The following is an 11,330-nucleotide window of genomic DNA, read 5'->3' as shown; positions in this document are numbered from 1 at the left end:
GGGTCGCGGTGCGCCGGGGCGCGCCGCGCTGGCGCCGCACCGACGCGCTGCCCTTCGAGCCTTCCCGCGCCTATCACGCCACCGCCGGGGCCACCGCGCGCGGCACCCTGCTGAGCGTGAAGGGCGCCCCGGAGAGCGTGCTGGAGCGCTGCGGCCGCAGACAGCCGCCCGGCACGGCGGCGAGCACCGCCCTGGACGAGGGCGACATCGCCGAACTGACCGCGGCCGCCGAGGAACTGGCCGGTGCCGGGCGCCGGGTCCTGGCCGTGGCCGAACGCCCCATGCGGGCCGGGGAGCAGCTCACCGACGAGTCCGTACGGAACCTGGTCTTCCGCGGGTTCATCGCGCTGGCCGACCCGGTGCGCACCAGCGCCGCCCCCGCGACCGCGCGACTGCGCGAGGCGGGCGTGCACACCGTGATGCTCACCGGCGACCACCCGGCCACCGCCGAGTCCATCGCGGCCACCGTCATCGAGGCCACCGAGCTGAAGGTGTGCACCGGGCCCGATCTGGACGAGATGGACGACGCCGAGCTGGACGAACTGCTGCCCACCGTGGACGTCATCGCCCGGTGCAGCCCGCACCACAAGGTCCGCATCGTGCAGGCGTACCAGCGCCTCGGCCGGGTCGTGGCGATGACCGGCGACGGCGCCAACGACGCCCCCGCGATCCGGCTCGCGGACATCGGGATCGCCCTGGGACGGCGCGGCACCCCCGCCGCGACCGCCGCCGCGGACCTCGTCGTCGGCGACGACCGGCTGGAGACGATCGTGTCGGCCCTGATGGAGGGGCGGGCGATGTGGGCCTCGGTCCGGGCCGCGCTCGCCATCCTCATCGGCGGCAACCTCGGCGAGGTCACCTTCAGCGTGCTCATCTCCGCCATCACGGGCAGCACCCCGCTGACCGCCCGGCAGATCATGCTCGTCAACCTGCTGACCGACCTCGCGCCCGCGCTGGCCATCGCGGTGCGCGAACCGACCGGGCACACCGGCGAGCGGCTGCTCAAGGAGGGCCCCAGCCGTTCCCTGGGCACCGCGCTGAACCGGGAGATGATGCTGCGCGGCATCATCACCGCCGCCGGTGCGGGCGTGGCGTGGACGGGCGCGCGGCTCACCGGCCGCAAGCGCCGGGCCAGTACGGTGGCGCTCGTCGCCCTGGTCGGTACGCAGCTGGCGCAGACCCTGGCCACCGGGGGCCTGGACCGGCATGTGCTGATCGCCGGACTCGGCTCGGCCGCGGTCCTCGCCGGGATCATCCAGACGCCGGGGGTGAGCCAGTTCTTCGACTGCACCCCGCTCGGCCCGCTCGCCTGGGGGATCACCCTCGGCTCCATCGCCGCGGCCACGGTCATCGGCTCGGTCATGAGCCCGCTGGCCCGCGGCGCGGCCGCCCCGGAGTCCTGAGCCGGGGCGGCCGCAGGGAGGCTACGACGGGCGGTAGGCGCGCAGGAAGAAGCGCACACCGCCGGAGACCAGCGCGTCGATCTTCTCGTCGGAGACCTCGACCGTGCCGAACAGCGAGCGGTTGTTCACCCGGCCGGTGACCAGGAGGCCGAAGTACTCCGCGGCCTCGACCGGGTCCGTGACGTCCAGCAGTCCGGCGTCCGCGTACCGCGCCAGGCGGTCCGCGATGACCTGCTGCACCAGCCCGACGGACCCCGCCCGGCGCCGCAGTTCGGGGAAGTGACCGGCCTCGGCGGTGATCAGCCGGACCAGCGCGGCGCGCACCGGGGAGCGCAGGATCGAGGTCGCGAACTCGCGGCCGAACGCGATCAGGGCCGCCTCCATCGCGTCGGCCCCGTCCGCAGCGCCGGGCCGGTCCAGGGTCCGGTCGACCAGCGCGGAGAACTCTCCCTCCTGAGCCGCCTCGGTCTCCTCGATGGCGGACAGGAACAGCCGCTCCTTGTCCCCGAAGTAGTCGTAGACGGTGCGCTTGGACACCTGCGCCTCGGCGGCGATCGCGTCCATGCCCGCGCGTGCGTACCCCTCGCGGACGAAGACCCCCAGGGCGGCCCGCACGATCGCGGCGCGCTTGTCGGGGGAGCCCTGGCGCAGGCCGGGGCGGAGGGGTGCGGAAGGGGGCATGGGCGCTCCTTCGGGGGCGTTGCGAGTCGATCGAAAAACTACACCGTGCAGTGTACAGAGCTACACTGCACGGTGTAGTTTCCCCTCCATGGCCGACGAACCCTCCATGACCGGGACCGCGCCCGCCTCCACCCCGCAGTCCGACCGGCTCGATCCCGCGCTGCTCGGACTCGCCGCGACCGTCGTCGTCGGCGCCCTGACCGCGATGCTCGACATGACCATGGTCACCGTCGCGCTCGCCGGACTGGCCCGCGACTTCGACGCCTCCGTGGCCCTCATCCAGTGGGTCAGTACGGCGTATCTGCTGGCCATCGCCGTGACCGTGCCGCTGACCGGGTGGGCCGTCGAGCGCTTCGGCGCCAAGACCATGTGGCTGTTCGCGCTGACCGTCTTCGGCGCCGGATCCGCGCTGTGCGGCACCGCCTGGTCGGCGGGCAGCCTGATCGCCTTCCGGGTGCTCCAGGGCCTCGGCGGCGGCATGATCGTGCCGCTGAGCATGACGATCCTGGCCCAGGCCGCCGGGGACAAGCGGCGCGGACGCGTGATGAGCATCGCGGCCGTGCCCGCGCAGCTCGCCCCGATCGCCGGTCCGCCGCTCGGCGGGATCCTGGTCGAGGGCCCCGGCTGGCGGTGGATCTTCTACCTCAACGTGCCCGTCTGCGCGCTCGCGCTGCTGCTGGCCCGCCGCGGCATCCCCCGCGCCCCGCGCCCCACCGCCGCGCGCCCGCTGGACGTGACCGGTGTCGTCCTGCTGTCACCGGCCCTCGCCGTGCTCACCTACGGGCTCTACCGCACCAGCGGGTGGTTCCTCGGCGCCGGGGCGGTGCTGCTCGCCGCCTTCACCGTGCACGCGCTGCGGACCCGCGTCACCCCGCTCCTGGACCCGCGGCTGTTCACCGGGCGGACCTTCGCCGCGGCCGCGGCGCTCGGCTTCCTCTCCCGGATGTCGGTGTTCGGCGCCATGCTCCTGATGCCGCTCTACTACCAGCAGGTGCGGGGTTACGGCGCGCTCGCCGCCGGGCTGCTGCTGGTGCCGCAGAGCCTCGGAACCCTGCTCGCGCTGCCCCTGGTGGGCAGGGTGACCGACCGGGCGGGCGCCCGTCCGGTCGTCCTCGCCGGGGTCGCCGTCACCGTCCCCGCCGCCGTCCTGTGTGCCCAGGTGGGCCCGGGCACCAGCGAGGTGCTGCTGTCCGCCGCCCTGCTGCTGTGGGGTGTCGGCATGGCCGCCGCCTCGGTGCCGGTGATGGCCGCCGCGTACCACGGGATGGAACCGACGGCCATCCCGCGGGCCACGAGCGCGCTGACCGCCGTCCAGACCGTCGGCGCCTCGGTGGGCGCCGCGGTGCTGGCCGTGATCCTCCAGCACCGGCTCGACAGCCGTCCCACCGCCCCGGCCGCGGCGTTCGGCGACACCTTCTGGTGGGTCGCGGCCTTCGCCGCGCCGGCGTTGCTGCCCGCGCTGCTGCTGCCCAAGCTTCCGCGACCCTCTTGCGGTGACGAGTCTGTTCGATAGTGTTGATTGTCCCGGTTTGGGAATTGAGGGCGGGTCCGTGCGGGAGGAGTGGGTGATGCCACGACGCGAGAGATACGAGCTGATTTTCGCCGACCCGGTCGCCCCGGCGCCGGACGCCGAAGACATCGTGATGGTGCACCGCACGGATTCCAGCGGGCCCGGCGGACACCCCGTCTACGCCGACGACACCGGCATCGTGCGGGCCGAGATCAGCGACCGCGCCGAGGTGCGGATGATCGCCAGCGGCGGGCACCAGGTGCACGCCTCGACGGTGCGCGCCCGGCCGGTGGCCTGAGCGGATTGCGCAGATCAGGGGCTTTGTCAGTGCCGCGCGCTAGCTTTCCTCCTACGGGAGTCCGCAGAAGCAGAACGATCGAGGTGCGTCGATGAGTGATGTCGCGGCAGTGGACGGCACGGCCGGTGCCGAGCTCCAGCTGGAGCCGTACCGGGTCCAGCTCACCGGTTACTGCTACCGGATGCTGGGCTCGGCGTTCGAGGCGGAGGACGCCGTTCAGGAGACGATGGTCCGCGCCTGGCGGGGCCTGGACCGCTTCGAAGGGCGGTCGGCGCTGCGCTCCTGGCTGTACCGCATCGCCACCAACGTCTGTCTGGACATGCTGAACGGCAGCAAGCGCCGGGCCCGCCCGATGGACCTCACCTCCGTCTCCTCGGCGACCCCCGCCACCCTCACCGCGCAGCCCGAGGCCACCTGGGTCGGGCCGGTGCCCGACGGGCAGGTGCTGGCCGACGGCGGGGACCCCGCCGAGGTCGCCGCCCAGCGGGACGCCGTGCGGCTGGCTTTCGTCGCCGCGCTCCAGCACCTGGCGCCGCGCCAGCGCGCGGTGCTCATCCTGCGGGAGGTGCTGGCCTGGAAGGCGTCCGAGGTCGCCGAGCTGCTGGACACCACGGTCGCGTCGGTCAACAGCGCGCTCCAGCGCGCCCGGGCCACGCTCGCCGCGAGCGAGATCAGCGACACCGATCCGGTCAAGCCGCTGGACGAGGAGCAGCGCGCGCTGCTCGCCCGCTACGTGGACGCCTTCGAGCGTTACGACCTGGACTCCCTCACCTCGCTCCTGCACGAGGACGCCACCCTGTCCATGCCGCCCTACGAGCTGTGGCTGCGCGGCCACGACGACATCCGCACCTGGCTGCTGGGGCACGGCATCGGCTGCCGTGGCTCCCGGCTGGTCCCTACCGTGGCGAACGGGGCACCGGCCTTCGGCCAGTACCGGCCGAGCGGACCGGGCGGCGCCCATGAGCCCTGGGCGCTCCAGGTCCTGGAGATATCAGCCGGGCGGATCACCGGGCTCAACTCGTTCCTGGACACCGAGCGGCTGTTCCCCCTGTTCGGGCTCCCCGCCCGGCTCGAGGCGTAACGTCGCGGGCGCGGTCAGCACCTCGTCAAGACCCGCCCGGGCGAGCACCTCGGCCAGCTCGCCGCCGGTGTTCCGCAGCCGCATCTCCCGCCCCAGGCGGCGGGCGGTCAGCCGCAGCCGGGCCAGGGTCTCGACCATGGCCAGGGCCGGCCGCTGCGCCGCGCCCACGTCCACGGTGACGGGGCCGGGGGCGCTGTGGCGCACCAGCTCGCCCAGCCGTGCGCACAGCAGCTCCACCTCGGCACGGGTTTCCGGTGGCCGGTCGAGGACCAGGACGGCCGGGGAAGGCGCGGGCGGGGGGCTCTCGGACTCGGGACCGGCCAACGTCCACCTCCAGTTGTGGGGCGCGCGGTGGTGTTGCGCGCTCATCAGAAGGGACCGCCCGGGCCGGGAAAAATCATCGCCGCACCGGGCGGCCGGATGCCACGATCGGCGCATGACGACACGACGGCTGAGAGCCGGGCGCGAGGAGGAGGCCGGGGCGCTGACCGAGCTGGCGCTGCGGTCGAAGGGCCACTGGGGGTATGACGGAGAATTCCTGGCCGCCTGCCGGGAGGAACTGACCATGCGCGAGGGCGAGCTGACGGCCCGTCGGACCACGGTCGCCGAGGAGGACGGGCGGGTGCTGGGGTTCGCCACCCTGGAGGGCGCCGCCCCACAGGGCTGGGTGGGGATGCTGTTCGTCGACCCGCCCGCGATCGGCCACGGCGTGGGGCGGCTGCTGTACCGGCATGTGCTGGAGACGGCGGGCCGTCTCGGGTTCACCCGGCTGACCATCGACGCCGATCCGTATGCCGAGCCGTTCTACCTGGCCATGGGGGCGCGGCGTATCGGCACCGCCGCCTCGGGCTCCATCCCGGGCCGGACGCTGCCGCTGCTGGAGGCCGTGCCGTGACACCTGCGGCCGCAGGCATCACGGCACGGGGCGTCAGTTGTTCTGCACGAACTGCTTGGCGAGGCCGTCGCCGACCGAGACCGCCTTGTCGTGGTTCTCGATGGGGGAGACGGAGGAGTTCTTGAACAGGATGTACGTCACGCCCGACTCCGCGCCGCCGGTCTCCGGGTCGGGGTCGATGCCGAGCGCGTCGGCCGCGGCGTAGGACGCCTCGCCGATGATCTTGGTCGGGCCGGTGTCGCCGACCACCGCGTACTCGACCTTGTTGTTGTAGACGATGGCGACCACGCCGCCGCCCTTGATGCCGGACGTGGAGTAGTCCCACGTGGAACTCTTGCTGGGCACCACCACATAGGGCAGCTTGTCGGCGATCAGGGGCTTTCCGTTCGACTGGTGGAAGGCCGTGTCGTCCTGGAACCACGGGTCGGTGTCCTCGTTGCACTTGGAGGTCACCTGGCCGTCGCAGTCGATGTCCATGTCCGCTTTCCAGAAGACCGCGCCATTGGCGCCGCAGACCGGCACGGTGGCCGACGTCTCGTCGTCGGTGCGGTACTTGCCGCTGGATATCTGCGAACAGCTCTTGACCTTGGCGAGCAACTGCGCGGCCGTGACGGAGCCTTCTTTGACGGAACCTTCTGTGACCGGGCCGGGAGCGGGGGCGGGTGCCCGGGTGGTGGCCTGGGCGCCCGCGGTGAGGGAACCGGCCAGCAGCCCGGCGCCGGCCAGGGCGAACGCGAGTCGTGTGCGCATGGGACACTCCTCTGTTAGGAACCTTTCCTAACCTCCCCCGCATCTTGGCGACTTGATAAGGTCATGTCAACAGCGGTGTGCGCCACGCGAGCCGCGCGACGCGGAGCCTCAGCGCGGCACGGCGCGCACCAGGGCCAGCAGACGGGTCACCTCGCGGGCCACCGCGTCCCGCGCCGCCGCGACATAGCGGCGCGGGTCGACCACCTCGGGATGGTCGGCCAGGTGGTCACGGATCGCCCGGGTGTAGGCCACGTTGAGGTGGGTGGCGATGTTCACCTTCGTCAGACCCGCCGCGACCGCACGGGTCAGGTCCGCCTCGGGCACCCCGGAGGAGCCGTGCAGCACCAGCGGCACGGGCACGGCCGCGCGCAGCGCCGCCACCAGCTCCAGGTCCACCACCGCCTCCTTGACCACCATGGCGTGCGAGGTGCCCACCGCGACCGCGAGCGCGTCCACGTCCGTCGCCGCGACATACGCGGCGGCCTCGGCCGGGTCGGTCCGGGCGCCGGGCGCGTGCACCCCGTCCTTGCCGCCCACCTCGCCCAGTTCCGCTTCGACCCACACCCCGGCGGCGTGGCAGTCGGCCGCCACCGCGGCGGTGGCGGCCACATTGCCGTCGTAGTCGCGTGCCGAGGCGTCGAACATCACGGACCCGAAGCCGAGCCCGAGCGCCTCCCGCACCAGCCCGGGTTCGGTGGCATGGTCCAGATGCACCGCGACCGGGACCCGCGCGGCGCGCGCGACCTCGACGGTGGCCCGGCCGATGGCGGCCAGGGCGCCGTGGTACCGCACCGCGTTCTCGCTGATCTGGAGGATGACCGGGGCCCCGGCCGCCTCCGCCCCGGCCACGATCGCCTGGGCGTGCTCGATCTGGATCACATTGAACGCACCCGCGCCGAGCCCGCCCCGTACGGCGGGCCCGACGATCTCAGCGGTGGCCACCAGCGGCATGGCCCGCCTCCCTTCTCTCGCCGCACCCGCTCAACCGAGGATCACCGAGCGGGTGAGGTTCCGGGGCCGGTCGGGGTCGAGGCCGCGCGCCACCGCGATCGCCACCGCGAGCCGCTGTACCAGCACCAGCTCGGCCAGCGGGTCGCGGCCGTATCCGACGAGACGGCCGCCGGGCCCGGTGACCTCCATCTCCGCCAGCCCGGACGGGCCCTCGCCCAGCCACCACACCACGCTGCGCGGGCCGGTGACGCTGATCGGCCCGTGGCGGTACTCCATCACCGGATACGCCTCGGTCCACGCGCCCGCCGCCTCGCGCATCTTGAGCGCGGCCTCCTGCGCGACGCCGTACGTCCAGCCGCGCCCGAGGAACGTGAACTGGCCCGCCTCCGCGAGCCCGTCGGGCAGCGGCGCGGCGAGCGCCGCCCCACCGTCCTCGACCAGACCGCCCACATCATGCCCCAAGTGGGCGCGCAGCAGGGCCAGTTCACTGGTCGCCCAGCGAGTCTGCACCACCGACCGCTCATCCGCGAAGTCGAGCACGACCGCTTCGTCGGCCAGGTCGGTGACCGGGGAGCCGGGGACCGCGGTGATGACGGTGGTGCGCACCCCGCCCCGTATCCGGCCGAGCAGATCCAGCACCTCGGTCGTGGTGCCCGACCGGGACAGCGCGAGCACCCGGTCGTAGGCGCGCCCGGTCGGCATCTCCGACGCCGGGAACGCGTCCGTCTCGCCCTGGCCCCCGGCCTCGCGCAGCGCCGCGTACGCCTGGGCGATGAACCACGAGGTGCCGCAGCCGACGACGGCGACCCGCTCACCGGCCCGGGGCAGCGCCTCGCGCACCGGCCCGTCCGGATCCCGGGCCAGTGCGATGGCGCGGCGCCAGCAGTCGGGCTGGCTCGCGATCTCGGTCTCGGTGTGGCTCATGGGACTCCCCGGCTCGGCTTCCGACGGACGTGCGTCTGCATGCTGAATGCTCGAAGATGCTTCCTACAGCCTGATAATGCGCAGGATTTTGCAGAGAAGTCCAGAGTGCGAACACCCGGGGTAGGGTGAGCCGCGACGGAACGACGGGGGTCGAGGAGACGGCGTGAAACGGCCCGAGCGCTGGAACGCCCTGCTGGAACTGCTCGGCAGGGACGGCAGGATCGAGGTCGAGGAGGCCGCGGCCGAGCTGGCGGTGTCCGCCGCGACCATCCGGCGGGACCTGGACGAACTCGCGCAGCAGCAGATGCTCACCCGCACCCGCGGCGGCGCGGTCGCGCACAACCTGTCGTACGACCTTCCGCTGCGCTACAAGACCGCCCGGCGCGCCTCGGAGAAGCAGCGGATCGGCGCCGCCGTCGCCCGCATGGTCGAGCCCGGTGCGGTCGTCGGCCTCAACGGCGGGACCACCACCACCGAAATCGCCCGTGCCATCGCCACCCGCGGCGAACTGTCCGACTCCGTGGGCGGCGGCCCGGCCGTCACCGTCGTGACGAACGCCCTGAACATCGCCCATGAGCTGGCGGTGCGCCCGCACATCAAGATCGTGCTCACCGGCGGGGTGGCCCGCCCCCAGTCGTTCGAGCTGATGGGGCCGTTGGCCACCGGGGTGCTGGCCCAGGTCTCCCTCGATCTGGCCATCCTCGGCGTGGACGCGCTGGACCCTGAGCGGGGCGCGGCCGCCCATCACGAGGGCGAGGCCGGAATCAACCACCTCATGGCCGAGCGCGCCGCCCGGGTGGTCGTCGCGGCCGACAGCTCCAAGCTGGGTCGCCGGGCGTTCGCCCGGATCTGCGCGCTCGACGCGATCGAGGTGCTGGTCACGGACACCGGCGCCACCGAGGAGGCGATCGCCCCGTACGCCGAGGCCGGTGTCCGCGTCATCCGGGCCTGACGGGCCCGGGGTCTCACGTGTTCTTCAGGCCTTGAGTTTCACTTCTTCGTGGCCGCGAGCAGCGTGGCCACCCGCTCCACCGCGAAGGCGTAGCCCTGGATGCCGCATCCGGCGATCACGCCGCTGGCGAGCGCGGAGACGTAGGAGTGCTGCCGGAACGCCTCGCGCTGGTGGATGTTGGAGATGTGCACCTCCATGATCGGCATGTCGTCGCAGGTCGCCAGCGCGTCGCGCAGGGCCACCGAGGTGTGGGAGTAACCGGCCGGATTGATGATGACGGCCGCGTGCCGCTCCCGGGCCTCCTGGATCCAGTCGATCAGCTGCCCCTCGTGGTTGCTCTGGCGGCAGTCGGTGGTGAGCCCGTGCGGGGCGGCCGTGGCCGCGACCAGCTTCTCGACGTCGGCCAGGCTGTCGGTGCCGTAGATCTCCGGCTGGCGGAGGCCGAGCAGGTTCAGGTTCGGCCCGTTGAGAACCAAGATCGTGGAACGGTCGCGCACGGGGGTGTTGGCCATGGCGTCGGGGTCCTTCCGTGGTCGTCATCAGCGGGTGCGCGGCGTCCGGCGATCGCGCCGCTCCGCGAGGCATCGTAGATCGCGGCGGCCGTTTCCAGCGCCCAGCGGGGCGGGAGACGACTGCCGGACCGTTGGCGGGCGGGGCCGGAGGGGGCAGAGTGGCTCCGGTCATAGGCCGTGATGAGACGTGATGAGAGTGGATGAAGGGAGATGCCGATGCGCGTGGCGCTGCACTCGGTCCTCAAGGAGGGCCAGGAATCGGGCTACGAACGGGAGCACGCCACGGTTCCGGCGGATCTGCTGGAGTCGCTGGGGCGGGCCGGGATCACCAACTGGCGGATCTGGCGCAGCGGACGCCACCTCTTCCACCTCGTGGACTGCGAGGACTTCGGCGCGGCGATGGCGGCGCTGGACGAGGACCCGGTCAACCACCGCTGGCAGGAGTTCATCGGCGCCTACGTCGATCACTTCGAGACCACGGCGGGCTCCCCGGTCGAGGGGTCGGCACAGATAGCCCTGGGGGAGGTGTGGGAGCTGCGCGCCCAAGCCGCCCGGGCGGGCGGGGATGGGGGCTGACGGCGCGGAACCGGCGGACCCTACCGCTCCGGATCGTTCGCCGCAGCCATTCATCACACTGTGAGTCATGGTGAGAACGGAGTAAACGCCTCCCGTACTCGGTGGTGGCCCTGCGCGAGGGCGTGGCGGAACGCAACAGGCGCTCCGCACATGCCCCGCGCCCCCCTACTGGAGGTCAGTGTTGAGCCACCACCGTCGTGTGAACAAGCGGACCCTCGCCGTTTCCGGTGCTGCTGTTGTCGCGCTCGGGGCAGCCGCCCTTCTGCTGCCCAATGCCAATGCGAGCCAGGACAAGACGACGGACGTGAAGACCTTCTCGTCCCCGTCGGCAGTGAAACTCGCGAGGAGCCTCGCCTCAGACCTCGGTGACAACGGCGCTGGCTGGTACTTCAACAACGACACGAGCCAACTGGTCATGAACGTCATGACCGAGGACGCGGCGAAGACCGTGGAAGCCCAGGGCGCGGTCGCCAAGATCGTGCAGAACAGCATGTCCGAGCTGAAGGCCGCCACCAAGACGCTGAGCACCGACGCCTCGGTGGCCGGTACCGCCTGGTCCATCGACCCGGTGACGAACAAGGTTCGGGTGACCGCGGACAAGACCGTGACCGGCACCAAGTGGGACACGCTGACCAAGGCCACGGACGCGATGGACGGCATGGTGTCCGTCCAGCGGACGAAGGGCGAGTTCAAGAGGTTCGACGGCGGCGACACGGCCCAGCCGGGTGCCAACGGCGGCGCCGCGGGGGCCGGTGACGCGGCGGGCGACGCCGCCGGGGACGACGCGGCCGCCGGTG

Annotated in this window: 14 protein-coding genes; 8 read left to right on the top strand and 6 right to left on the bottom strand. The window is 72.6% G+C overall.

All coding sequences use genetic code 11. From position 1 onward, the window contains the following. A partial coding sequence (locus EEJ42_RS39260) for an HAD-IC family P-type ATPase (protein ID WP_148082183.1) occupies nucleotides 1–1,403 on the top strand: 1,403 nt, incomplete at its 5' end. A 21-nt stretch (nucleotides 1,404–1,424) separates the two neighbouring features. On the opposite strand, the gene EEJ42_RS39255 is transcribed toward EEJ42_RS39260, so the two are convergent. Then, entirely contained in the window at nucleotides 1,425–2,084 is a 660-nt protein-coding gene (locus EEJ42_RS39255; RefSeq protein ID WP_246097651.1) for a TetR/AcrR family transcriptional regulator, read from the bottom strand. An 88-nt stretch (nucleotides 2,085–2,172) separates the two neighbouring features. On the opposite strand from EEJ42_RS39255, the gene EEJ42_RS39250 reads away from it, so the two are divergent. The 3 genes from EEJ42_RS39250 to EEJ42_RS39240 all read left to right on the top strand — a co-directional run bounded on the left by EEJ42_RS39250 (nucleotide 2,173) and on the right by EEJ42_RS39240 (nucleotide 4,973). Beyond that, nucleotides 2,173–3,597 (top strand): MDR family MFS transporter, encoded by a 1,425-nt coding sequence (locus tag EEJ42_RS39250; RefSeq protein ID WP_246097650.1) that lies wholly within the window; start codon nucleotides 2,173–2,175, stop codon nucleotides 3,595–3,597. Nucleotides 3,598–3,652: 55 nt separating this feature from the next. Further along, a complete protein-coding gene (locus tag EEJ42_RS39245; RefSeq protein WP_063731218.1) occupies nucleotides 3,653–3,892 on the top strand; it encodes a DUF6296 family protein in 240 nt (79 codons plus the stop codon). A 91-nt stretch (nucleotides 3,893–3,983) separates the two neighbouring features. Further along, a complete protein-coding gene (locus EEJ42_RS39240) occupies nucleotides 3,984–4,973 on the top strand; it encodes a sigma-70 family RNA polymerase sigma factor (protein ID WP_123106934.1) in 990 nt (329 codons plus the stop codon). On the opposite strand, the gene EEJ42_RS39235 is transcribed toward EEJ42_RS39240, so the two are convergent. Beyond that, the gene (locus EEJ42_RS39235; protein WP_246097649.1) at nucleotides 4,884–5,342 is read right to left on the bottom strand and encodes an STAS domain-containing protein; all 459 of its coding nucleotides are present in this window, start codon (nucleotides 5,340–5,342) and stop codon (nucleotides 4,884–4,886) included. The genes EEJ42_RS39240 and EEJ42_RS39235 overlap by 90 nt on opposite strands. A 67-nt stretch (nucleotides 5,343–5,409) precedes the next feature. Between EEJ42_RS39235 and EEJ42_RS39230 the strand changes: the two genes are divergently transcribed. Beyond that, nucleotides 5,410–5,868: a GNAT family N-acetyltransferase gene (locus EEJ42_RS39230; protein WP_123106932.1), complete on the top strand. Its 459-nt coding sequence runs from the start codon at nucleotides 5,410–5,412 to the stop codon at nucleotides 5,866–5,868. A gap of 33 nt (nucleotides 5,869–5,901) precedes the next feature. Here EEJ42_RS39230 and EEJ42_RS39225 read toward each other — a convergent pair whose 3' ends face one another. The 3 genes from EEJ42_RS39225 to EEJ42_RS39215 all read right to left on the bottom strand — a co-directional run bounded on the left by EEJ42_RS39225 (nucleotide 5,902) and on the right by EEJ42_RS39215 (nucleotide 8,493). Then, the gene (locus EEJ42_RS39225; protein WP_123106931.1) at nucleotides 5,902–6,618 is read right to left on the bottom strand and encodes a glycoside hydrolase family 75 protein; all 717 of its coding nucleotides are present in this window, start codon (nucleotides 6,616–6,618) and stop codon (nucleotides 5,902–5,904) included. Between the two features lie 108 nt (nucleotides 6,619–6,726). Further along, nucleotides 6,727–7,569: a class II fructose-bisphosphate aldolase gene (locus tag EEJ42_RS39220; RefSeq protein ID WP_123106930.1), complete on the bottom strand. Its 843-nt coding sequence runs from the start codon at nucleotides 7,567–7,569 to the stop codon at nucleotides 6,727–6,729. 30 nt (nucleotides 7,570–7,599) lie between these two features. Then, nucleotides 7,600–8,493, bottom strand: coding sequence for an SIS domain-containing protein (locus tag EEJ42_RS39215; RefSeq protein ID WP_123106929.1), 894 nt, complete (start codon nucleotides 8,491–8,493; stop codon nucleotides 7,600–7,602). A gap of 163 nt (nucleotides 8,494–8,656) precedes the next feature. On the opposite strand from EEJ42_RS39215, the gene EEJ42_RS39210 reads away from it, so the two are divergent. Further along, nucleotides 8,657–9,445 (top strand): DeoR/GlpR family DNA-binding transcription regulator, encoded by a 789-nt coding sequence (locus tag EEJ42_RS39210; protein WP_123106928.1) that lies wholly within the window; start codon nucleotides 8,657–8,659, stop codon nucleotides 9,443–9,445. Nucleotides 9,446–9,483: 38 nt separating this feature from the next. Here the strand turns inward: EEJ42_RS39210 and aroQ are convergent, their stop codons facing one another. Continuing rightward, nucleotides 9,484–9,957 carry a type II 3-dehydroquinate dehydratase gene (aroQ, locus tag EEJ42_RS39205; protein WP_123106927.1) on the bottom strand — a complete coding sequence of 158 codons (474 nt, stop codon included), beginning with the start codon at nucleotides 9,955–9,957 and terminating at the stop codon, nucleotides 9,484–9,486. Nucleotides 9,958–10,173: 216 nt separating this feature from the next. Between aroQ and EEJ42_RS39200 the strand changes: the two genes are divergently transcribed. Both EEJ42_RS39200 and EEJ42_RS39195 read left to right on the top strand, forming a co-directional pair. Continuing rightward, nucleotides 10,174–10,533: an L-rhamnose mutarotase gene (locus tag EEJ42_RS39200; RefSeq protein ID WP_123106937.1), complete on the top strand. Its 360-nt coding sequence runs from the start codon at nucleotides 10,174–10,176 to the stop codon at nucleotides 10,531–10,533. Between the two features lie 199 nt (nucleotides 10,534–10,732). Further along, nucleotides 10,733–11,330 (top strand): S1 family peptidase (locus EEJ42_RS39195; protein ID WP_148082182.1); only part of this gene is annotated, 598 nt, incomplete at its 3' end.

The sequence above is a fragment of the Streptomyces botrytidirepellens genome (genome assembly GCF_003721215.1).
Lineage (GTDB): Bacteria > Actinomycetota > Actinomycetes > Streptomycetales > Streptomycetaceae > Streptomyces > Streptomyces himastatinicus.
Note: the sequence above shows the minus strand (reverse complement) of the source record. Positions and strands in the feature narration are given on the sequence as shown.

Bases quoted from the DNA above. Each gene is read 5' to 3' on its own strand.
- EEJ42_RS39255 (WP_246097651.1), bottom strand. From the start codon at position 2,084: ATGCCCCCTTCCGCACCCCTCCGCCCCGGCCTGCGCCAGGGCTCCCCC.
- EEJ42_RS39250 (WP_246097650.1), top strand. From the start codon at position 2,173: ATGGCCGACGAACCCTCCATGACCGGGACCGCGCCCGCCTCCACCCCG.
- EEJ42_RS39245 (WP_063731218.1), top strand. From the start codon at position 3,653: ATGCCACGACGCGAGAGATACGAGCTGATTTTCGCCGACCCGGTCGCC.
- EEJ42_RS39240 (WP_123106934.1), top strand. From the start codon at position 3,984: ATGAGTGATGTCGCGGCAGTGGACGGCACGGCCGGTGCCGAGCTCCAG.
- EEJ42_RS39235 (WP_246097649.1), bottom strand. From the start codon at position 5,342: ATGAGCGCGCAACACCACCGCGCGCCCCACAACTGGAGGTGGACGTTG.
- EEJ42_RS39230 (WP_123106932.1), top strand. From the start codon at position 5,410: ATGACGACACGACGGCTGAGAGCCGGGCGCGAGGAGGAGGCCGGGGCG.
- EEJ42_RS39225 (WP_123106931.1), bottom strand. From the start codon at position 6,618: ATGCGCACACGACTCGCGTTCGCCCTGGCCGGCGCCGGGCTGCTGGCC.
- EEJ42_RS39220 (WP_123106930.1), bottom strand. From the start codon at position 7,569: ATGCCGCTGGTGGCCACCGCTGAGATCGTCGGGCCCGCCGTACGGGGC.
- EEJ42_RS39215 (WP_123106929.1), bottom strand. From the start codon at position 8,493: ATGAGCCACACCGAGACCGAGATCGCGAGCCAGCCCGACTGCTGGCGC.
- aroQ (WP_123106927.1), bottom strand. From the start codon at position 9,957: ATGGCCAACACCCCCGTGCGCGACCGTTCCACGATCTTGGTTCTCAAC.
- EEJ42_RS39200 (WP_123106937.1), top strand. From the start codon at position 10,174: ATGCGCGTGGCGCTGCACTCGGTCCTCAAGGAGGGCCAGGAATCGGGC.